The organism is Arthrobacter sp. NicSoilB11, from assembly GCF_019977375.1.
Taxonomy (GTDB): domain Bacteria; phylum Actinomycetota; class Actinomycetes; order Actinomycetales; family Micrococcaceae; genus Arthrobacter.
Genome location: NZ_AP024657.1, coordinates 3415924 through 3436319 on the forward strand (window position 1 = coordinate 3415924; position 20396 = coordinate 3436319).

General features: G+C 67.6%; 22 protein-coding genes. 12 read left to right on the forward strand and 10 right to left on the reverse strand.

Annotation, left to right across the window (positions count from 1 at the left end; translation table 11 throughout):
* Nucleotides 1–5: 5 nt before the first annotated feature.
* From paaD to paaA, 4 genes are read right to left on the reverse strand one after another with little or no spacing between them, the layout of a single operon-like run.
* The gene (paaD, locus tag LDO14_RS15910) at nucleotides 6–527 is read right to left on the reverse strand and encodes a 1,2-phenylacetyl-CoA epoxidase subunit PaaD (protein ID WP_223995278.1); all 522 of its coding nucleotides are present in this window, start codon (nucleotides 525–527) and stop codon (nucleotides 6–8) included.
* A gap of 5 nt (nucleotides 528–532) precedes the next feature.
* A complete protein-coding gene (gene paaC / locus LDO14_RS15915) occupies nucleotides 533–1459 on the reverse strand; it encodes a 1,2-phenylacetyl-CoA epoxidase subunit PaaC (RefSeq protein ID WP_223992513.1) in 927 nt (308 codons plus the stop codon).
* Nucleotides 1456–1836 carry a 1,2-phenylacetyl-CoA epoxidase subunit PaaB gene (gene paaB / locus LDO14_RS15920; protein WP_223992514.1) on the reverse strand — a complete coding sequence of 127 codons (381 nt, stop codon included), beginning with the start codon at nucleotides 1834–1836 and terminating at the stop codon, nucleotides 1456–1458. Before paaB ends, paaC begins: the two co-directional genes overlap by 4 nt.
* Nucleotides 1833–2828: a 1,2-phenylacetyl-CoA epoxidase subunit PaaA gene (paaA, locus tag LDO14_RS15925; RefSeq protein WP_223992515.1), complete on the reverse strand. Its 996-nt coding sequence runs from the start codon at nucleotides 2826–2828 to the stop codon at nucleotides 1833–1835. Before paaA ends, paaB begins: the two co-directional genes overlap by 4 nt.
* Before the next feature lie 356 nt (nucleotides 2829–3184).
* Between paaA and LDO14_RS15930 the strand changes: the two genes are divergently transcribed.
* From LDO14_RS15930 to LDO14_RS15965, 8 genes are all read left to right on the forward strand, one after another.
* Nucleotides 3185–4210: a hypothetical protein gene (locus LDO14_RS15930; protein WP_223992517.1), complete on the forward strand. Its 1026-nt coding sequence runs from the start codon at nucleotides 3185–3187 to the stop codon at nucleotides 4208–4210.
* 106 nt (nucleotides 4211–4316) lie between these two features.
* Entirely contained in the window at nucleotides 4317–4709 is a 393-nt protein-coding gene (locus LDO14_RS15935) for a cupredoxin domain-containing protein (protein WP_018768765.1), read from the forward strand.
* 154 nt (nucleotides 4710–4863) lie between these two features.
* A complete protein-coding gene (locus LDO14_RS15940) occupies nucleotides 4864–5634 on the forward strand; it encodes a CHRD domain-containing protein (protein WP_026265692.1) in 771 nt (256 codons plus the stop codon).
* A gap of 269 nt (nucleotides 5635–5903) precedes the next feature.
* Complete coding sequence (locus LDO14_RS15945) at nucleotides 5904–6365, forward strand: sortase (protein ID WP_223992519.1); 462 nt, start codon at nucleotides 5904–5906, stop codon at nucleotides 6363–6365.
* Between the two features lie 48 nt (nucleotides 6366–6413).
* Nucleotides 6414–7046 (forward strand): hypothetical protein, encoded by a 633-nt coding sequence (locus tag LDO14_RS15950; RefSeq protein WP_223992521.1) that lies wholly within the window; start codon nucleotides 6414–6416, stop codon nucleotides 7044–7046.
* 74 nt (nucleotides 7047–7120) lie between these two features.
* Nucleotides 7121–9766, forward strand: coding sequence for an AMP-binding protein (locus tag LDO14_RS15955; RefSeq protein WP_223992523.1), 2646 nt, complete (start codon nucleotides 7121–7123; stop codon nucleotides 9764–9766).
* A gap of 169 nt (nucleotides 9767–9935) precedes the next feature.
* The gene (locus tag LDO14_RS15960; RefSeq protein ID WP_223992525.1) at nucleotides 9936–10910 is read left to right on the forward strand and encodes a type IV toxin-antitoxin system AbiEi family antitoxin domain-containing protein; all 975 of its coding nucleotides are present in this window, start codon (nucleotides 9936–9938) and stop codon (nucleotides 10908–10910) included.
* A gap of 230 nt (nucleotides 10911–11140) precedes the next feature.
* On the forward strand, nucleotides 11141–11722 hold the full coding sequence (locus tag LDO14_RS15965; RefSeq protein WP_018768771.1) for a hypothetical protein: 582 nt from the start codon (nucleotides 11141–11143) through the stop codon (nucleotides 11720–11722).
* A 142-nt stretch (nucleotides 11723–11864) separates the two neighbouring features.
* Here LDO14_RS15965 and LDO14_RS15970 read toward each other — a convergent pair whose 3' ends face one another.
* Nucleotides 11865–12746: a helix-turn-helix transcriptional regulator gene (locus LDO14_RS15970; protein ID WP_056393152.1), complete on the reverse strand. Its 882-nt coding sequence runs from the start codon at nucleotides 12744–12746 to the stop codon at nucleotides 11865–11867.
* A 93-nt stretch (nucleotides 12747–12839) separates the two neighbouring features.
* On the opposite strand from LDO14_RS15970, the gene LDO14_RS15975 reads away from it, so the two are divergent.
* Genes LDO14_RS15975 through LDO14_RS15985 form a run of 3 tightly spaced genes read left to right on the forward strand, consistent with a single transcriptional unit; the run spans nucleotide 12840 to nucleotide 15653 of the window.
* Nucleotides 12840–13721, forward strand: coding sequence for an aldo/keto reductase (locus LDO14_RS15975; protein ID WP_223992527.1), 882 nt, complete (start codon nucleotides 12840–12842; stop codon nucleotides 13719–13721).
* A gap of 25 nt (nucleotides 13722–13746) precedes the next feature.
* Nucleotides 13747–14775, forward strand: a complete 1029-nt coding sequence (locus LDO14_RS15980; RefSeq protein ID WP_223992529.1) for an aldo/keto reductase — start codon at nucleotides 13747–13749, stop codon at nucleotides 14773–14775.
* Nucleotides 14776–14822: 47 nt separating this feature from the next.
* On the forward strand, nucleotides 14823–15653 hold the full coding sequence (locus LDO14_RS15985) for an oxidoreductase (protein WP_223992532.1): 831 nt from the start codon (nucleotides 14823–14825) through the stop codon (nucleotides 15651–15653).
* 167 nt (nucleotides 15654–15820) lie between these two features.
* On the opposite strand, the gene LDO14_RS15990 is transcribed toward LDO14_RS15985, so the two are convergent.
* The 4 genes from LDO14_RS15990 to LDO14_RS16005 are packed head-to-tail and all read right to left on the reverse strand — an operon-like array spanning nucleotide 15821 to nucleotide 18841.
* Entirely contained in the window at nucleotides 15821–16369 is a 549-nt protein-coding gene (locus LDO14_RS15990; protein ID WP_223992535.1) for a DinB family protein, read from the reverse strand.
* A 38-nt stretch (nucleotides 16370–16407) separates the two neighbouring features.
* The gene (locus LDO14_RS15995; protein WP_223992537.1) at nucleotides 16408–17793 is read right to left on the reverse strand and encodes an FAD-dependent oxidoreductase; all 1386 of its coding nucleotides are present in this window, start codon (nucleotides 17791–17793) and stop codon (nucleotides 16408–16410) included.
* The gene (locus tag LDO14_RS16000; RefSeq protein WP_134164054.1) at nucleotides 17790–18494 is read right to left on the reverse strand and encodes an aquaporin; all 705 of its coding nucleotides are present in this window, start codon (nucleotides 18492–18494) and stop codon (nucleotides 17790–17792) included. The genes LDO14_RS15995 and LDO14_RS16000 overlap by 4 nt, the downstream gene beginning before the upstream one ends.
* Nucleotides 18491–18841: a metalloregulator ArsR/SmtB family transcription factor gene (locus LDO14_RS16005; RefSeq protein ID WP_018768779.1), complete on the reverse strand. Its 351-nt coding sequence runs from the start codon at nucleotides 18839–18841 to the stop codon at nucleotides 18491–18493. Before LDO14_RS16005 ends, LDO14_RS16000 begins: the two co-directional genes overlap by 4 nt.
* A gap of 140 nt (nucleotides 18842–18981) precedes the next feature.
* On the opposite strand from LDO14_RS16005, the gene map reads away from it, so the two are divergent.
* Nucleotides 18982–19755, forward strand: coding sequence for a type I methionyl aminopeptidase (gene map, locus LDO14_RS16010; protein ID WP_018768780.1), 774 nt, complete (start codon nucleotides 18982–18984; stop codon nucleotides 19753–19755).
* A gap of 3 nt (nucleotides 19756–19758) precedes the next feature.
* Here map and LDO14_RS16015 read toward each other — a convergent pair whose 3' ends face one another.
* Nucleotides 19759–20277 (reverse strand): GNAT family N-acetyltransferase, encoded by a 519-nt coding sequence (locus LDO14_RS16015; RefSeq protein WP_018768782.1) that lies wholly within the window; start codon nucleotides 20275–20277, stop codon nucleotides 19759–19761.
* Nucleotides 20278–20396: the final 119 nt, after the last annotated feature.

Sequence of the window (20396 nt, forward strand, 5' to 3'; positions counted from 1 at the left end):
CTTCCTTACAGGACTTTGAAGTAGTCGAACGGTTCCTTGCAGTCCTGGCACACATAGAGGGCCTTGCAGGACGTGGAACCGAAGCGGGTGAGTTCCTTGGTGTTGAGGCTGTTGCACTGCGGGCACTTCACGGCCAGGCTCAGCCGGACGGGGCCGGAGTGGCCGCCGGCCTTGCTGTGCCCGGTGGGCGGGGCGATGCCGTACTGCTGCAGCTTCTGCTTTCCGGCCTCCGTCATCCAGTCCGTGGTCCACGCCGGGGCCAGGACCAGGTCCACGTGCACGTCCGCGTAGCCCTCCTTCTTGAAGGCGGCGTAGACGTCGTCGCGGATGGCATCCATGGCGGGGCAGCCCGAGTACGTGGGCGTGATGGTCACGGTGACCGTGTTGCCCTGCACGTCCACGTTGCGCAGGATGCCCAGGTCCGCGATGGTGAGCACCGGGATCTCCGGATCCACCACGGTGGCCGCGATGTCCCAGGCCCGCTGCTGCGGGGTCCGGGTGCGGCTTTCGAAGTCCGAGATGTACATGGCTGTCACCAGCTGGCCCCGGGATGCTCGCGGGCCAGCACCTGCATCTCCGCAAGGATGTAGCCCAGGTACTCCGAGTGCTTGCCGTACCGGCCGCCGCCCGGGGCTGCGGGCACGTCCGGAACTTCCAGTTCCGCCTCGGTGAGAATTTCTGCGGTGAGGCGGTCAAAGTCCTCCCGGAGCGAGGAAGGCGCGACGGCGGCACCCGCCTCAGCGAGGCGCTGCGTCAGGTCATCGTCCTGGAACAGTTCGTTGACGTACGGCCATATGAGGCGCAGGCCGTGGATCATCCGCTTGCGGGATTCCTCGGTGCCGCCGGCCAGGCGCAGCACCCACTGGGCGCTGTGGTCCCGGTGGTAGTCCACTTCCTTGACCGCCTTGGCGGCGATGGCGGCCAGGGTTGCGTCCGTGGATCCGGTGAGGCGGCGGTAGAGCTCGTACTGGTAGTAGCTCACCACGAACTGGCGGGCGATGGTGGCCGCAAAGTCGCCGTTGGGCTGCTCGAACAGCTGGACGCTGCGGAACTCGTGCTCGCGGCGGAAGTACGCCAGGTCATCCTCGGACTTGGCCGAGCCGTCCTCGTTGGTGAACGCGGCGCCGGCGTAGGTAAGGAAGCTGCGGGCGTGGCCCAGCTGGTCCAGGGCGATGTTGCCCAGGGCGATGTCCTCCTCCAGCTCGGGGGCGCGGGAGATCCAGTGGCCCAGGCGCTGGGCCAGGATCAGGGCGTCGTCGCCCAAGCGGAGGGCGTACTCGGCGATGTCCTCCGAGGGCTTCACCAGGCCGGTGCGGACCTCGAGGGCGATGTCCTCCGGGCGCAGGGCGTTGCCGGGGGTGATGCGGGTGGCGGAGGCGTTGGAGTCGCCGCCGGCCACACCGGTGGAGATGTCGCCGTGGCCGGTGGTTTCGTGGGTGCTGGTTTCGGGGGTGCTCACAGGTGCTTCACCCCTTCGCTCTTGGTGTAGTACGTGGCGTGCCGGTAGTCCTTGCCCTGCGGGGACTCGAAGAAGGATCCCTTGGAGTCGGGATCGCTGGCGGCGATGGCGTCCGCGGGGACCACCCAGATGGAGACGCCCTCGTTGCGGCGGGTGTAGAGGTCCCGTGCGTTGCGGAGGGCCATGGCGGCATCCGGGGCATGCAGGGATCCGGCGTGGACGTGGCTCAGGCCGCGGCTGGACCGGACGAAGACCTCCCAGAGGCCCCAGGCGCTCTTGTCATGGTGCTCCTGCGGGGCTGGGGACGCTTTGGGTGCTTCGCGGTTGATCTCGGTGGCGGAGCTGGCCGGGGTTTCCGGGTTGCCGTGCGGGCTCATGCTGCGTATTCCTTCTGCTGCTTTGCTGACTGTTTTGCTGCGTAAGCCGCCGCTGCCTCGCGGACCCAGGCGCCGTCGTCGTGCGCTGCCCTCCGCCGCTCGAGGCGCTGGGCGTTGCAGGGACCGCGGCCGGCCAGGACTTCCTGGAACTCGTGCCAGTCCAGCGGGCCGTGCTCCCACTTTTTGGTGTCCTCGTTGAAGCGGACCTGGTCATCGGGGAGGGTGAGGCCCAGGACCCTGACTTGCTCCACCATCATGCCCACGAAGCGGCTGCGGAGCTCGTCATTGCTGAACCGCTTGATGTTCCAGGCCATGGACTGCTTGGAGTTGGGGGAATCGTCGTCCGGCGGGCCGAACATCATCAGGGCCGGGGCGTACCAGCGGTTCACGGCGTCCTGGGCCATCTGCTTCTGCTCGGGGGTGCCGTTGGAGAGTTCGAGGAGGATCTCGAAGCCCTGACGCTGGTGGAAGGACTCCTCCTTGCAGATGCGCACCATGGCGCGGCCGTAGGGTCCGTAGGAGGCGCGGCACAGCGGGACCTGGTTGCAGATGGCTGCGCCGTCCACCAGCCAGCCGATGGCGCCCATGTCCGCCCAGGTCAGGGCCGGGTAGTTGAAGATGCTGGAGTAGCGGGCCTTGCCGGCGATGAGGTCGTCCATCATCTTGTCCCTTGTTTGTCCAAGGGTCTCGGCGGCGGAGTAGAGGTAGAGCCCGTGGCCGGCCTCGTCCTGGACCTTGGCCATGAGGATGGCCTTGCGCTTCAGGCTGGGGGCGCGGGAGATCCAGTTGGCCTCCGGCTGCATGCCGATGATCTCGGAGTGCGCGTGCTGGGACACCTGGCGCAGCAGGGTCTTGCGGTAGGCCGCGGGCATCCAGTCGCGGGGCTCGATGCGCGAGTCCTCGGCGATGATCCGGTCGAAGTGGGCCTGGCCTGCGGCTTCTTCTTCCGGGGTTAGCTCAGCGGGCACTGACTGCAGGTTCTGCGCTGCCATGGTTGCTCCTATGCAAAGACCGTCTGGGACGTGCCGAATTATTTACCGACCGTTCGTTCAGGATATGCGGGAGCGCCGGACCTCGTCAAGCGTCCCCCTCCCCCTCGCGACGCCCCATCACTTCCTGCCCCCTTTCCCGCAATCCCCCATCACTTCCTGCACCCTTTCCCCAAACGCCCCATCAGGTCCCGCAAAAGGTGCGTGCCGCCGTCGTAATGGCCTGTCAACTCTGGTTTTGGCGATGAGTCCGGTCTTATACTTTCCACGCCCTACCGGGCCCAAATAACGAAACATCCCATGGTTCGGCGTTCCGATGCCGGCGACAGCAATGCGCGCAGTTTCTCCGTGAAGGATGGATGCTCTTGAGACGGTTCCTTGCCCTGGTATCTGCTGTTGCGCTGGCCTTCATTGCCATGACCGGGTTGAGTCCCGGTACCGCCAGGGCTGCGGCCGGGCTGTGCATGGGTGCGCCGCCTGCCGACGGCACCGTGTACGCGGAGACCCGGCAGTTCGTGGATACGCAGTCGTGGTGGATGCCGGACGCTGACCAGGCCAACAACTCCGTCACCAACACCGGCCACCTCCACCTGGGGGCCTGCGTCCCGGAACGGGAAACGATCAGCTCGGGCAACCTCACCGTGAACGTCCGGGTGATCCTTCACGACAACCCGGGCACCGCCGACTACGTGGCCATGGTGTTCAAAACCTCGGACCGGGAAACCACCGTCCAGAAATGCTACCTGCGGGCCACGGCACCTGACTTCAGCTGCCCGGGCCCGGCCGGTTCCGGCGGGGGCGACTTCACATGCACCGGCACCTGCGAGCGCTGGCTTACCTTCTCCGCACCCATCTCCGGCTTCAACCACTCAGGCACGCAGGAGGTCCGCTTCCGCGGGTTCGTTTCCGAGCCGGACGGCAACGAAATGAGGGCCAACTTCAACTGGCAGGTCAACATCCAGAACGGCAAGTCCGCGTCCGACGTGACCAGGGACCCCTTCCTGCGGGGCAAGGGCTGGTACACCCACGCCGGATACTGCGAGTCCTCGGTCCGCAGCCTGCCCCTTCCCGACGGACCGGTGTCGGGAGTCTGGGCTCCCCTCGTGGGCCTGACCAGCCACACGGACGGCTCGCGGCCGGCTACCCACTCCTTCATCTCGGTAGACCCGGACTTCCACGCGGTTCCGGCCAACCCGGGGCTGGTCCTCTGGGACTCGGCGGGCGCCTTCGGACCCGAGCCCTTCGGGGCCGCTCCCCTCGCGATCGACACCCGTGGCCTGGCCAACGGCGTGCACAAGCTGCACCTGCGGACGTCCTGCCGGGACGACAAGCTGGGCTCCACCAACTCCGGGGTGATGGTTGTGCCCTTTACGGTGGCGAACTGACCCCCCATCCTGGAGGCCGGGGGCAACGAATAGGGCGCACAGGGTAGTTTCCTGAAGGCCCGCCATCCGGCGGGCAACGGACGCATCCCTCCTGAAAGGGATTGCCATGAAAGCTTCTTCTTGGATCCGGGCCGTCACCGTGGCCATCGCCTTGGGCGGGATCACCGGGTGCGCTGCCGGGAGTGGGAATACTCCTGCCACGCCTTCAGCTGGTTCCCCCAGATCGTCGGCGGAGGGATCGGCGCAAGCCGCCACTTCGGTGATCACGATACGGAATTTCAAGTTCGAGGTCCCCACCACGGTCAGACCGGGATCGATGGTGACGGTGACGAACGCCGACAGCGCCCCGCACACGGTGACGGCAAAGGACCATGGCGGGTTCGACGTTGCGGTCGATCCCGGTGAAACCGCAATTTTCAAAGCGCCCGACTCACCCGGGGAGTACGGGTTCGTTTGCAGCTTCCATTCCCGAATGACGGGAACGCTGATGGTGAAGTGACCGCCACAGCCTCCATCAAAAGAGCAATGACCACACGGAAAAAGTGAATCAGGCCACGTCCACACCCATCCGCTGATGGTGCCGCCGCGAAGTACCGGTGTCTCCTCTCTGGGGACGCCAACATCACACGGACGTGAATGAGGAGATTTTCCGAATGAATAAGTCACTTCGCTTTATGGCAGTCCCCACCCTTGCCCTCGCCGCACTCGCCCTGTCCGGTTCCCCTGCAATGGCCGCCGACGGCTCATACCAGTCAACGCTGAAGCAGATCAACGGCAGCGCCGGATCGGGCACCGTCACAGTTGATGTCATGGGCAACCAGGCCCACGTCGTCCTCAAGGTGTCGGGCCTGCCCGCCACCTTCATGGATGCGCCGTACCCCCACGTCCAGCACATCCACGGCGGGGCCAAGGGCGTCTGCCCCGACCCTTCTGCGGACAAGGACGGCGACAAAGTCATCTCCACCACCGAGGGCGCACCCTCATACGGTGGCATCGTCACCACCCTTTCCACCAGCGGCGATACCAGTAAGGCAGCAGGCCTTGACCTGAAGGTCGCCGGACAGGGCGCTTCCTATACGGTGGACCGCACGTTCGAACTGAACGCCGAAACCAAGGCGGCCCTGGAATCCGGAACGGCAGTGGTTGTGGTCCACGGCCTTGACCCCGCCACCCTCAGCGCCGCAGGCCAGGCCGCCAAGAGTGATCTGGTTCCATCACTGCCGCTGGCGGCTACGTCCCCCGCCCTGTGCGGAACGCTGACGGCCGGCCAAATGAAGATGCCTGCAGGCGGCGCCAACACCGGCATCCCCTCTGAACCCGGCTCTGGCACCGACACAGGCGCCCTCGCCATCGGCGGCGGCCTGGCCCTGGTTGCCCTCGCAGGCGGAGCTTACGCCGTCCGCCGCCGCAACGCGGCAGCATAGCCAAGGCTGAACGGATCAATTCTGTGACATCAAGGAATTTCGGCCGCCGTGGAGGTCCCGGGGCCTCTGCGGTGGCCGGGGTTCTGCTCGCGCTTTCCCTGGCGGGCTGTGCCGCCGGGAGCGCCACTACTTCAGACCCCAAGCCTTCCCCTTCCGCCTCCGCACCACAAGTGGCTTCCCCCGCGGTTACATCAACAGCACCGGCGCCCCCTGTTCCACCAGCAGCCCCTTCTCCACCAGAGGCCCCGGCTGCGCCGCAGCCGCCGGCCGTGCTGGATGCCTCGCCTCCTGCTGTCCTGAGCATTCCTTCCATCGGGGTGCGGACGGACCTTCTCCACCTGGGACTGGAGGAGAACGGTTCGCTGAAAGTGCCGGAGGATGTGGGCAACGGCGCACCGGCCAGCTGGTACAACGGTTCCCCCACGCCCGGCGAACGGGGCCCCTCGGTGATCCTGGGCCACGTCAACGCCCTCGGAGGGCACAAGGGTGTGTTTGCTGACCTCCGGAAGCTCGGGCCCGGTGCCGAGGTCAACGTTTCACGGGCCGATGGCAGCACTGCCGTCTTCACCGTCGACCACGGGGCCCTTTACTCCAAAAACGAATTCCCCACCCTCGAGGTTTACGGCAACACTGCCGGTGCAGAGCTTCGGCTCATCACCTGCGACGGCTACGACCCCGCAACGGGGCTCTTCGATGACAACTACGTGATCTACGCCAAGCTCAAAGCCTGACAACAGCCGCGCACCCCGCTCCCAGGGGCCGGCAGAATTGGATGCGCCATGAAACAGCACAAGTCCTTGCTGGCCTCCGTGGCCCTGTGCACCCTTCTGCTTTCCGGCTGTGCAACAGCGGCGGGATCCGTCACCCCGGCTCCGGGCAGTTCGACGGCGGCCCCGCCGGCAACGTCACCGGAGGCGGGCCACCACGGCGCCGGCCACCACGCCCAGGAATCAGCATCCCCTGGTCCGCCGGCGGCCGGCCCGAGCGCTGCTGCCCTGATGGTTTGCGGCGACCAGCCGAAGGAGAGGCTGCGGTCCATCCTTGACCTGGCTTCGAACCCGCACACCGTAGACAGCTGGGCGGACAGCACCTTCACCTGCACCTACCATCTGGCCGAGGGAGCACTGGTCATTTCTGTACAGGAAACGGCGGACAAGGCATCGGCACTCAAGTACTTCACCGCAATGCAGGCCCTCGCAAAAGGCGCAAAACCCATCGAAGGCCTGGCAAATCTTGGGTTTCCGGCTTACGAAACCGGTGACGGATCCGCCGTCTTCCAGAAGGACAGCTTCGTGCTGCACGTAGACGCGTCAGGCCTTCCCCCCACCTTGGGGCCGGACAGCATCACCCGCAACGCCCTGGCCTACCAGCTTTCGACGACGATCCTGGCCTGCTGGGTGGAGCACCACTAATTGACGGCTTTACGGCACGAAAATCTTTCCTAATCCATTTGAGTTAGGTTAGGTTACCCTTCTATGGTTCTCCGGTGACTACAGAGACAAAGCTCGCCGGGGTTCCGTTCGCCGCGGACCTGGCCCGCTTCGGCGACCGCCCAGCCGTCAGCGCCCACGGCCGGTCGCTGAGCTACCGGGAACTGGCCCGGCAGGTGGAGGACATGGTCCGCGCGTTCGGGCCGGACCGGCGCCTCATTGCGCTGGAAGCCGGGAACACTTTTCCGGCCCTGGTGGCGTACCTGGCAGCCCTGTCCTCCGGCAATCCGTTACTGATCCTGCCCGCGGGGGACTCCGCCGCGGGCGCACTGGTGGCGGCGTACGACCCCGATGTGGTTGTCCGCGTCTCCGGCACCGAAGCCGCCCTGGATGTCCGGCGGCAACAGACCCGACATGACCTGCACCCGGAACTCGCGCTGCTGCTGAGCACGTCCGGGTCCACCGGCTCCCCCAAACTCGTCCGGCTTTCCGCCGACAGTATCCAGGCTAACGCCGCCGCGATCGCCCAGTACCTGCAGCTGCGCCCCAGCGACAATGCAGCCACCACCCTGCCCCTCTCCTACTGCTACGGCATGAGCGTGGTGAACAGCCACCTCCTGGCGGGCGCCTCCCTGGCGCTGACCGACCTCTCGGTAGTGGACCCCTGCTTCTGGGACCTGGTCCGCACGGAAAACGTGACGTCCTTCGCGGCAGTGCCGTACACCTTCGACCTGCTGGACCGGGTGGGCTTCAAGGACATGGAGGTGCCAAGCCTGCGCTACATCACCCAGGCCGGCGGACGGCTGGCCCCGGACCGCGTGCGCGCCTACGCTGAGCTGGGCCGGCGGCAGGGGTGGGACCTGTTCGTGATGTACGGGCAGACCGAGGCCACCGCCCGCATGGCCTACCTGCCGCCGGACCAGGCCCTGGAGCGCCCGGAGGCCATCGGCGTGCCCATCCCGGGCGGGTCCTTCCGGCTTGAGCCGGTGCCCGGCCTGGACGCGTCCGAGCTGGTGTACTCCGGCCCCAACGTGATGCTGGGGTACGCCGAACAGCCGGCGGACCTCGGCCTGGGCCGGGTGGTCACCGAGCTCCGCACGGGCGACCTGGCCCGCCGCGGCCCGGACGGGCTCTACGAGATTGTGGGCCGGCGCAGCAGGTTCGTGAAGATCGTTGGGCTCCGCGTGGATCTTGGGCAGGTGGAGCGGATGCTGGCGGACCTGGGGGTGACGGCTGCGGCAGCGGGCTCCGACGACGCCGTGGTGGCCGCCATCGAAGGCGACCACGACGTGGCGCTGCTCGCCAAAACCCTGGCGCAGGACCTGGGCCTGCCGCGCGCCGCCGTCGACCTTTACCCGGTGGAAGCCATCCCGCGCCTTGGCAACGGAAAGCCGGACTATCCTGCCGTCGCCGCGCTGGCCTGTGGAGGAGAAGCGGACGACGACGGGCCGGCCGGGGTTGTGGACGCGGGCTCGGATGACGTGCGGCGCATCTTCGCCGAGGTGCTGGAGGTGGACGACGTTGCCGGGACCGATTCGTTCGTGTCCCTGGGCGGCGATTCACTGTCCTACGTGGCGGCGTCCGTCCGGCTGGAGCGGGCCCTGGGCTACCTTCCCGGGGGCTGGCACCTGATGCCGGTCTGCGAACTGTCGCCATCGCCGCACGTGGTGCCCGCCGCCGTCGCGCCTCCCGGCAGTGCCGGGCCTTCCGGAATTGCCGGGCCTTCCGGCACTGCTTCCGGCAATTGGGTGCGCAGGGCCCGGCGGAGGCTGCTCGCGCCGATGGAGACCGGGATAGTGCTGCGCGCCGTCGCCATCATCGCGATCGTCTCCACGCATATTGGGTTCTTCCACTGGCAAGGCACGGCCCACGTGCTCATGGCGGTGGCCGGCTACAACTTCGCCCGCTTCCAGCTGTCGGGGGAGCGTACGGAACGGTTCCGGCGGCACCTGCGCAGCGTCGCGCGGATCGTGGTGCCGAGCGTTGCCGTGATCGCGCTGGCCTTCGCCGTGACGGACAAGTACGCCCTGCACAACGTTTTCCTGTTGAACTCACTGGTGGGGCCGGCGGGGTGGAGCGACTACTCGCGGTTCTGGTTCGTGGAGGTTCTGGTCCACATCCTGCTGGGCCTGGCCCTGTTGCTGGCGGTACCGGCCGTTGACCGGGCGGTGCGGCGCTGGCCGTGGGCGTTTGGGGTGGCCCTGGTCCTGGTGGATCTGCCCCTGCTTTTTGGCCTGGTGGAGAGCCGGTACCCGGGGCAGGGGCCGGTCCTGTGGCTGTTCGGGCTGGGTTGGGCGGCCGCCGCGTCCCGCACCCTGTGGCAGCGTTCAGCCGTTACGGTTCTGGCCGTCCTGGCGGCTCCGGCCTCCTTCGACAACCCGTACCGCAGCGCCACCATCCTGGCAGGATGCCTCATCCTGCTCTGGCTGCCCACGCTGCGGGTGCCCCGGGGACTCCACCGGATCATGGCGCTGCTGGCGAGCGCTTCGCTCTACATCTACGTCACCCACTGGCTGGTGTATCCCCTGTTTGATTCCGTTGACCTCTTCGAGCGGGCGGACAAAGGACTGGCCGTGCTGGCGTCCCTGGCCTGCGGCGTCCTCTACTGGGCAGGGGCCACCCGGGCCATGGGTGCGGCGGAACGGTGGATCAAGCGGCGGCGGTCCCTCTCCCGCGCCTCGGTTGAGCCGGCCGCTGTGTAGCGGGTTGGGCGCAGACCGGTTTTCGACGCGCAGATTCCCCTGCGCAGACCGTATGTTGGGTGCGCCGGGGAGCATGCGAGTCGAAAATGGGCGGCCGCGTCGCCCGGGCTTTTCCACATAGCGGCGCTCTCCACTCCTGCAGCGAAGGTGTGCCGGGCAATGTGGTTGCATGACCGATCTTCCACCGTTGCTGTTGTCGCGCGACCGCAACCTGCACGGGTTGAGTGCCAACGATCTCGCCAAACGCGTGCGGTCCGGCGCTTTGGTCCGGGTGCGGCACGGCATCTACATCGACGGCCCAGCGTGGCGGGCCATGAAGCCGTGGGAACAGTACCGGGTCCGCATCCAGGCGGCCGCGGAAGCATTCGAGAAGCCCACAGTTTTCGCCCGCCATTCCGCGGCAAGCGTGTGGGAAATCCCCACCATCGGCTTTCATCACCCGGTCCAGGCACTCACATTGAAGAACGACGGCGGCCGGTCCCGTGCCGGAGTCAGCCGGCACTTTGCGGCGCGGGCGGATTTGAAGGTGGTCCGGTTGGAGGGCCTCCTGGTCACCGACCGCATCCGGACCGTCCTGGACCTGGCAGCCTTCAACCCCTTCGCCGAGGCCGTTGCGCCTCTGGACCATGTGCTCCGGCCGGATCCGCGCCGGCAGCTGCCTGCCATCACCAAGGCTGAGCTGGAGAGCGGGATGGGATCGATTTACTCCGCCGCTGCCACGCGGAGAATCCGGGCGGCCATCGAGTTTGCCGATCCCGCTTCAGGCTCGGCCGGGGAGTCCTGGAGCCGGGCGCTGATCCATGTGGCCGGCTTCGAACCCCCGGTCCTCCAACAGCGGTTTTCCGACGCGGACGGGCTGGTTGGTTACTCGGATTTCCACTGGAAGGAGTCCAGGGTTGTTGGCGAATTCGACGGCGAGGAAAAGTACCTCAAGTCCGAGTTCCTCAAGGGCCTGACCGCATCCCAGGCTGTTGTGGCTGAAAAGCAGCGCGAAAACCGGATCCGCGCCCTGGGCTACAACGTGGTGCGCTGGGACTGGGCCGACCTCAAGGTGCCCGGGACGCTGGAACGGAAGCTGGCGGCGGCAGGTGTGGGCCGCCGTCGGACGCGCTCTGCCGTTATCGACGCGCAAAACCGCCTCTGACGCGCATATCCCTTCCCGCGCCCCGTATACGAGCGTCGCAAGGGAGCATGCGTGGCGACGGCAAATATGCGCGTCGAAAACGGCGGCCGTGCACCGAAGCGGGGCCAGGAGCGGACGGTGCATCAGCGGGTGATTTTTCCTTGTTGACGGCCACGCGACGGGGCTATGTTGGAGCTACGCCCGGGCCCGGCTGGGACGGCCATCGCTGACAGGTCTCGCAGAGGTATGTCATGAGTTATGTCCCCGTCAGCAGACGCACCATCAGGCTGCACCGTGAATCTGAGCGGTCCACGCGGCGCCTTGTTGCTGCCCTGTCCGGTGTTGCCATCGCGGCGTGGCTATTGTCCGTGTTGCTGTCAGCCGCGGTCAGCGTTGACGGCTTCGTCCACGACGTCGATCTGGTGGTGCATGACCTTTTCCTCGTTGTGGCTTTCGGCGCCATCATCCTGGTCGACTGGCATGGATTCCTGTGGCTGATCGGCCGGCGGACACTCGGTGAAATCATTCGACTCGATGGGGCAGCAACACCGTTAATCTGGGGTGGCCTGGCCGGCATGCTTGCCACCGGGGTGTTCCTGAGCCCGCACCTGGACAGCCCGATGACAGAGGTCAAGCTCGCGGCGGTCCTGGTGCTCAGCCTGAACGGAATCATGCTGATCCCCCTGATGCGGCGGCTGGCGCGGCTCCCTGCCAGGACTGCGTTCAAGGATTTATCCACTGGCCAGCGCGTCCACCTGATGTCATGCCTGGTGGTCTCGCAGCTCTGCTGGTGGACGGCGATCATCATTGGGTTCATCAACGCGCAGTCCTGACGCGCAAAGCCGCTGACGACGCGCACATTCCCTGGCGCGGCCCAAATATGGGGTGCGCTTACGAATATGCGCGTCGAGGACGGATATGGGGAGCGCATATGAGTATGCGCGTCGAGAACGGGTTTGCGCAGCGCAGGCTGGCTCAGGTGGCCTTCTCCTGGGCCGGAACCCCAGCCGCCGCCTGCGTAGCCGCCCAGCTGGCGAGGACCTTCAGCGCGTCCTCGGACGGGCTGCCTGGCTCGGCGGTGTAGATGTTGATCCGCAGCCCGGGATCCGCGGGGAGCTCCATCGCCTCGTAGGCCAGGTCCAGATCCCCCACGATCGAGTGGTGGAGTCGTTTGCGGCCGGTGCGGTGGTACTTCACGTCGTGCCGGGCCCAGCGGACGCGGAACTCCTCGCTGCGCGTTGAGAGCTCCCCGATCAGGTCGGACAGGTCCTTGTCGTACGGGTTCTTCCCGGCCGTGGACCGCAGCACGGCCACGATGTCGTCAGCGGCGCGCTCCCAGTCGGCGAAGAACTCCCGCGCTTTCGGGCTCAGGAAGGTGAACCGTGCGCTGTTGGGTGGGGTGCCGCCGTCGGTCATCATCTCCAGGTACAGGGCCCGGCCCAGCTCATTGGACGCCAGCACATCGCCGCGGTCGTTGCGGACCCAGGCCGGCGCCGCCGTAATTGCATCGATCACCCGCTGCACGCTGGGCCGCACCGTCTGCGGGCTCCGCTTGCGCCGTGCCCGCGGAGCAGCCGTGGACGCGCGGGCCAGGTCGAAAAGGTGGGCTGTCTCGGCGTCGTCCAACTGCAGGGCGCGGGCCAGGGACTCCAGGACACTGTCCGACGCTCCGGACAGATTTCCCCGCTCCAGCCGGATGTAGTAATCGATGCTCATCCCGGCGAGCATGGCCACCTCCTCCCGGCGCAGGCCCTTAACCCGCCGGTTGCCGCCGTACGCGGGCAGCCCGGCGTCGTCCGGTGTGATCCTGGCGCGGCGGGAGGTCAGGAACTTCCGCACGTCATCGCTGTTCGTCATGGCACCCACGCTACGCCGGGCAAATATCCCAAGGGAGGGACTGCCAGCCCCTCCCACAAACCCGTCCACCCCAATACCGTGAAAGGCATGGTTATGGAACTCACGCTCAACAACAAAATCACAATGCCGGCGCTCGGCCTGGGCGTCTTCCAGAGTCCCCCGGAAGAGACGACGTCGGCGGTCCAGACCGCGCTGGAGGTGGGCTACCGGCACATCGACACCGCCGCCGCCTACGGCAACGAGCGGGAGGTTGGCCAGGGCATCCGCCGTTCAGCCCTGGACCGGGCCGAGGTGTTCATCGAGACCAAGGTCTGGGTGAGCGACTACGGCTACGACCGGGCCCTGCACGCCTGGGACAAGGCCGCCGGCAAGCTGGGCGTGGAGCAGCTGGACCTGTTCATCCTGCACCAGCCCGCCCCGGACCGGTTCGAGAAGACCATCGCCGCGTACAAGGCGCTGGAAACCTTGCTCAAGGACGGGAGGGTGCGGGCCATCGGCGTCAGTAACTTCATGCCTCACCACCTGGCGCAGCTGCTCGAGGAAACCGACGTGGTCCCGGCCGTCAACCAGATCGAACTGCACCCCTACTTCGCCCAGCGGAACGTCCAGGCGGCGGACGCCGAGCACGGCATCCTCACCCAGGCGTGGTCGCCGATCGGCGGCATCACGTTCTACCCGGGCTGGGGCGAGAACCGGAAAAACGTCATGCGGGACCCGGCGATCGCCGCCGTCGCGCAGGCCCACGGCAAGACCCCCGCCCAGGTGATGCTCCGCTGGCACCTGCAGCAGGGCCGCTCCGCCATCCCCAAGTCCACCAACCCGGCCCGCATCGCGGAGAACTTCGACGTGTTCGGCTTCGAGCTTTCCGCGGCCGAGCTCGCCGCCATCGACGCCCTGGACACCGGCGTCCGCAGCGGCCCCGACCCGGACGTGGCCCGCCCCGAGCGGTTCGCCATGGTCATCCCCGAAGCCTAGAAGCCCAAGAAGAGAAGGAACCAGCATGGAATACCGCCCGCTTGGCCGCACCGGTGTGCAGGTCAGCCCCCTCTGCCTCGGCGCCATGATGTTCGGCCCGTGGGGCAACAACGACCGCGCCGACGCCACCCGCATCATCCACCACGCCCTGGACGCCGGCATCAACTTCGTCGACACCGCGGACGTCTATTCCGCGGGGGCCTCCGAGGAGATTGTCGGGGAGGCGCTCGCGGGAAAGCGCGATGACGTCTTCCTGGCCACCAAGTTCTTTATGCCCATGGATGAGGACCGCCCCAACCGCCGGGGCGGCTCCCGCCGCTGGATCATGCGCGCGGTCGAGGACTCGCTGCGCCGGCTGAACACCGACTACATCGACCTGTACCAGGTGCACCGGCCCAGCCCGGACACCGATGTGGAGGAAACCCTGGGCGCCCTCACCGACCTGGTCCGCCAGGGCAAGGTGCGCTACATCGGCTCCTCGTCCTACTCCGGCTCCCAGATCGTGGAGGCGCAGTGGGCGTCCCGCGAACGGAACCTGGAGCGGTTCGTCACCGAGCAGCCGCCGTACTCCATCCTGACCCGCGGCATCGAGGAGGATGTGCTGCCCACTGTGCAGCGGCACGGGATGGGGACACTGACCTACAGCCCGCTGGCCGGCGGCTGGCTTTCCGGCCGGTGGCGGAAGGACTCGGCATCCAGGCCCACTTCCAGTGCCCGCCCCAGCGCCCGGTTCGACATGACCCAGCCCGCCAACCAGCGCAAGCTGGACATCGTGGAGGAGCTCGCCCAGGTGGCCGAATGGGCCGGCGTCACCATGATCGAGCTGGCCATCGCGTTCGTGATCAACCACCCCGGCGTTACCTCCGCCATCGTGGGTCCGCGCACCATGGAGCAGCTGGAGTCCTACCTCCCCGCGGCGGACACCAAGCTGGCGCCCGAGGTGCTGGACCGCATCGACCAGCTGGTGGCGCCCGGCGTCACCGTCAACCCGGACGACAACAGCTACGGCGCCCATGAACTGACGGCACAGGCACGACGGCGGCACCGGGCTTAACTGCCGGCGTCCGCCTCACTCTCCAACCCCCTATGAAAGGAAAAACCATGGCAACGTGGCTCATCACAGGCTGCTCCACCGGACTTGGCCGGGCACTGGCGGAAGCCGTGCTCGCGTCCGGGCACAACGCCGTCGTCACCGCCCGCAAGGTGGAGACGCTGCAGGAGGTCACCGCCGGCTTCCCTGACACCTCACTGGCACTCCCCCTGGATGTCACGGACAAGGCGCAGATCAGCGCGGCGGTCAAGGCGGCGGAGGAAAAGTTCGGCAGCATCGACGTGCTGGTCAACAACGCCGGCTACGGCTACCGGGCCGCCGTGGAGGAAGCGGACGACGGCGACATCCGCCGCCTGTTCGACACCAACTTCTTCGGGGCCGTGGACATGATCAAGGCAGTCCTCCCGGGCATGCGTGCCAACAAGGCCGGGTCCATCCTGAACATCTCATCCATCGGCGCCCGGATCACCCCCGCCGGCTCCGGCTACTACGCGGCCACCAAGGCGGCACTGGAGGGCATGTCAGGGTCTCTGCGCAACGAGCTGAAACCGCTGGGCATCAACGTCACCGCCATCGAACCAGGCGGCTTCCGGACGGACTTTGCGGGCCGCTCGCTGACCCAGTCCTCGACGGCGATCGACGACTACGCGGACACGGCCGGCAAGCGCCGCAAGGAACACGACACCGCCCACGGCAACCAGCCCGGCGACCCGGACAAGGCCGCCCGGGCCATCATCGCCGTCGTCGAATCCGCCAACCCGCCGGGCCTCCTGGTCCTGGGCACCGACGCCTTCGGCGCGTTCGGTAAGGTGGCGGAAGCCCAGCGCGCCGAGCTGGAGCAGTGGCAGGAGCTGAGCACCAGCACCGACATCACGGACTGAGCCGGTGAGCCCCGGCCGGCTGGCTTCAGCGACGCGCAACTTCATCTTCGCGGCTCATATTCCCCCACGCAGCCCAAATCAGGGCCGCGAATGGGAATTTGCGCGTCGGAAATGAAGAGGCGCGTGGCAGCAAAACGGCGCAGGCCCGGTGCGAGGGTTAGTCCGCGCTACCTGCCTGGGGGCAGGGACGGCAGCGTGGTCAGGCTGAGCTGCGCGCGGTGGTGACGGTAGTGCTTGGGCGCCCACTCCAGGACGTCCCGGCGGCTCATCCACGGCATGAAATAGGGGTCCCACGCGGTGGGCATCGTCATGCCGCGGCCCAGCGCATCCTGGTTGGCGTGGCCGTACCAGTTCACGATCACCGCCGTAGTCCGGTCCATCATCCGGAGCATGCCGGCTGGCTTCAGGACCCGGCCCCCGGCCGCGCTCCCGGCCCAGTTCACCCAGTTGTACGGGCGGGCGCACGAATCCAGGAGGCGGCTCCAGGTCCGGGAGGCCAGGGGCGGCAGGTGCGAGAACAGCCCCAGGAGCGGTATGCCCGCCAGCGTGATGTTCTGGCCGAGGACCATGTGGAAGAGCAGTTGCCGGTTGGTCCACCGCGTTCCGATGGACGGGAGGTCCAGCTCGTCATCGCTGGCGCCCAGGACGATGTTCCGGAAGTCGGCCGCGATCCACAGCAGGTCCGCTTTCACTGGATCACTGTCCCGTTCCGTCATCGGGGCCTCCCGTCCTTGGACATCAGCCGGTGTTCACATCATAGGCTGGCAGGTTCGGCGGTGCGTCCGTGCTGCAGGCCCGTGGCGAAGCCGATGGTCACGGGCACCGGCGCGGACGTTCCGCAGCAGGAGTCCCCGGCGGTGTCGGCGGCGTCACCGGCCTCGGTAGGGAGGCTGGTGGAGCACACCCCGGTCTCTGGCAGTTCGAGTTCCACGGCGTCCGCGGCTTCGGTATCGCCTGCCAGGGCTGCGGCGATGGAGCGGACCTGTTCGTAGCCCGTGGCCATGAGGAAGGTGGGCGCCCGGCCGTAGGACTTCATGCCGGCCAGGTAGAAGTCCTTTTCCGGCTGTTCCAGGATCCTGGCGCCATGGGCCGGAACCGTGCCGCAGCTGTGGAAGTCAGGATCGATCAGCGGGCCCAGGGCCTTGGGGGCGTCGACCGCCGGATCCAGGTCCAGCCGCAGCTCGGACAGGATGGACAGGTCCGGCCGGAACCCTGTGGCCGGGATGACCCTGTCCACGGTGAGGCTGCGGCCATCCGTTGCGTGCACGGTGACCTTGCCGTCACGGGTTTCGAGGCGGCCGGTGTGGAAGTTTGTGAGGAGCTGGACGGCACCGGTGTCGACGGCGGTGTGCAGCCGGGCGCCCAGCTGGGCGCGGGCGGGCAGCTGGTCGGCGTCCCCGCCGCCGTAGGCACGGGCAGGCGTGGCGGCCCGGATGGCCCAGAAGACTTCCGTTCCCGAGTTGGCGCGGGCCACGCGGGCCAGGTCCAGGACCATGTTGGCGGCGGAGTGTCCGGAGCCGATGACAAGGGTGCGGCGGCCGGCGAATCCGCCGCCGGTCACGTCCGGCAGGGGCCCGGTGACCAGCCCGGCGGCCCGGGCTTCCGCCTCACCCGGGGCGGGCAGGCCGGAAGCTCCCAAGGGCGCCGGCGTGGTCCAGGTTCCGGAGGTGTCAATCACGGCGCGGGCCAGGAGCTCCGACGTTTCCCCGCTGCCGTCCTGGATGCGCAGGAGGAATGGGGCGGCGTCGCGGCCCTGGCTGCGGCCCTTGTCCATGCCCTGCCGGCTGACAGCAACTACCTTCGCCCCGGTCCGGATCCGGTCCTTGAGTTCCGGTGTGGCGGCCAGCGGTTCCAGGTAGTCGGAGACGATCTGGGAGCCGTACGGCAGCGCGGTGGGGCGGGGCGCTTCCCAGCCGGCCCGTTCCAGCAGGCGCACGGCGGCGGCATCCAGGTTGTACTTCCACGTGGAGAAGACGCGCACATGGCCCCACTCGCGGATGGCGGCACCCACCGTGGGCCCGGCCTCGAGCACGATGGGTTCCAGTCCGCGTTCCAGCAGGTGCGCGGCCGCGGCCAGGCCGACGGGCCCGGCGCCGATGACGGCCACGGGGAGGGATGCGGAGCTTGCCTTGTAGCTCATGAGAGCACCTTTCGGTCGGCCGCCGGGGCGGCGGAAACAGCAGCAAAGGAGGGGTAGAGGAAGCGGACCAGGAGGAATCCGGCGGCGCCGCCCAGCAGCTGCGCCAGGATGAAGGCAGGGGCCGACGGCGGCGCGATGCCGGCAAAGGTGTCCGTGACGGTGCGCGCCATGGTCACCGCAGGGTTGGCGAAGCTGGTGGAGCTGGTGAACCAATAGGCGGCCGTGATGTAGCCGCCGACGGCGAACGCCACGCGGTCAGCACGGCCCGACCGGACGGTGCCGAAGATGACCAGCAGCAGGCCCACCGTGGCAATGACTTCCCCAAGCCAGAGCGGGACGCCGGTGCGCTGGTGCGTGGACCAGCTGACGGCGTCCAGCCCGAACATCAGGTTGGCGGCCACCGTGCCGGCCAGGCCGCCCAGGATCTGCCCCGCAACCAGGCCGGCCGCCGTGGTGGTGTCGATCATCCCCAGCGCCCGCTCCACCAGGGTCACCACCGGATTGAACGACGCCGACACCGGCTGCAGTGCCATGATCAGCGCCACCAGCGCGGCACCCGTGGCGAGGCTGTTCTGCAAAAGCTGCAGGCCGACGTCGTCCGGTGACAGCCTGGAGGCCATCACGCCCGAGCCGACCACGGCCATGACCAGGAACGCGGTGCCGATGAACTCTGCCGTGGCACGCCGGGCCAGACCTGTCATGCGGCCTGCCCGCCGATCAGGGCGGCCAGGTTCTGCAGGGCCTCGGTGCGGGCCCGGTAGTAAACCCACACGCCGCGCTTTTCCCGCTCCAGCAGACCCACCTCATGCAGGATCTTCAGGTGGTGGCTGATGGTGGGCTGGGACAGCTCGAAGGCATCGTTGAGGTCGCAGACGCAGGCTTCGCCGCCCTCATGCGAGGCGACCATGGACATCAGCCGCAGCCGGACCGGATCCGCCAGGGCCTTCAGCAAGGGGGCGATCCCTTCAGCTTCCGGCAGGGACAAAGGCTCCCGGGCAAGCGGCGCGCAGCACGCCACCGCCTGGACCGGGGTCAACTCCAAAGACATAGACACACGTAAATATTTACACTCATCTATGTCTTTGGCAACCCCAACATTCCGCTGTACGAAAGAGCCCCTTGCACCCTTCTGCGCACGGGCAAATAGGATGGCACCTGGAGCTAACCGCCGCACACGAAGGGCGCACCATGATCGAGATCCTCACCCCGGCTGAGGTGGCCCGCGCCCGGGAGACCGGCGCCCTGGTGGCTGACATCCTGCAGGCGATGAAAAGCCGCGCAACCGTCGGCACCAACCTCCTGGACATCGACCAGTGGACCAAGGAGATGATCACCGACGCGGGGGCGGAATCCTGCTACGTGGACTACGCGCCGTCCTTCGGCCGGGGTCCCTTCGGCCACTACATCTGCACGGGCGTCAACGATGCCGTGCTGCACGGGCTGCCCCACAACTACGCACTGGCCGACGGCGACCTGCTGACCCTGGACCTCGCCGTCGTCAAGAACGGGATGGCCGCGGACGCCGCCATCAGCTTCATCGTGGGCGAATCACGGCCGGCGGAGAGCGTGGCGATGATCGAGGCGACGGAACGCGCCCTGGCAGCCGGGATCGCCGCCGCAGGGCCGGCAGCCAAGATCGGGGACATCTCGTACGCCATCGGCCGCGTCCTCATTGATGCGGGGTATCCGGTCAACACGCAGTTCGGCGGCCATGGCATCGGTTCCACCATGCACCAGGACCCGCACGTGCCCAACACCGGGCGGCCCGGCCGCGGCTTCAAGCTGCGGCCCGGGCTTCTGCTCGCGCTGGAGCCCTGGATCATGGCGGACACGGACCAGCTGGTGACGGACGACGACGGGTGGACGCTAAGGAGCGCCACCGGCTGCAGGACGGCCCACACCGAGCACACCATCGCCATCACGGAGGACGGCGCCGAGATCCTGACGCTGCCTTCGAGGTAGGCCTTACTCCGTCCCGGCCACCGCGCTGCGGCGTTCCAGGAGCAGGGTGTCCTGCCAGTGCCCGGCCTTGGGGCCGTGGCTGATCCGCGCGATCCGTTCCCTGGTTCCCACCACCCGGAAGCCGAGCTTCCGGTGCAGCGCCAGGCTGGCCGTGTTCTCCGGGAAGATGCTGGACTGGATGGTCCAGATTCCTGCCGCCTCCGTAGAATCGATCAGTGCACCGAGGAGCAGCCTGCCCACGCCCCGGCCGTGCGTTTCCGGCGCCACGTAAATGGAGTGCTCCACGACGCCCCGGTAGACCTCCCGGGACGAAACGGACGTCACGGCGGCCCAGCCCAGAACCCGGCCCGCGTCCTCGGCGATCAGCCGGTGCCCGGGCAACCGGCCGCCGTCGAACGCCTCCCAGGTGGGCGGCTCGCTCTCGAACGTCGCCTCCCCCGTGGCAATGCCGGCGGCGTAAATCGCGTGGACGGCGTCCCAGTCCTCGGGGCACATGGGGCGGATGGTGACGGGGCTGTGCATGGGTTCCATTATGGTGGCCGACCACGGCGCTGGTGGCCCAGGCATCTCCCCGGCGGGACAGGCTGTAAATATTCCGTCAATAAAACGGCCCTGCCGCCCCGGCCGCGCGTGCACCGTCC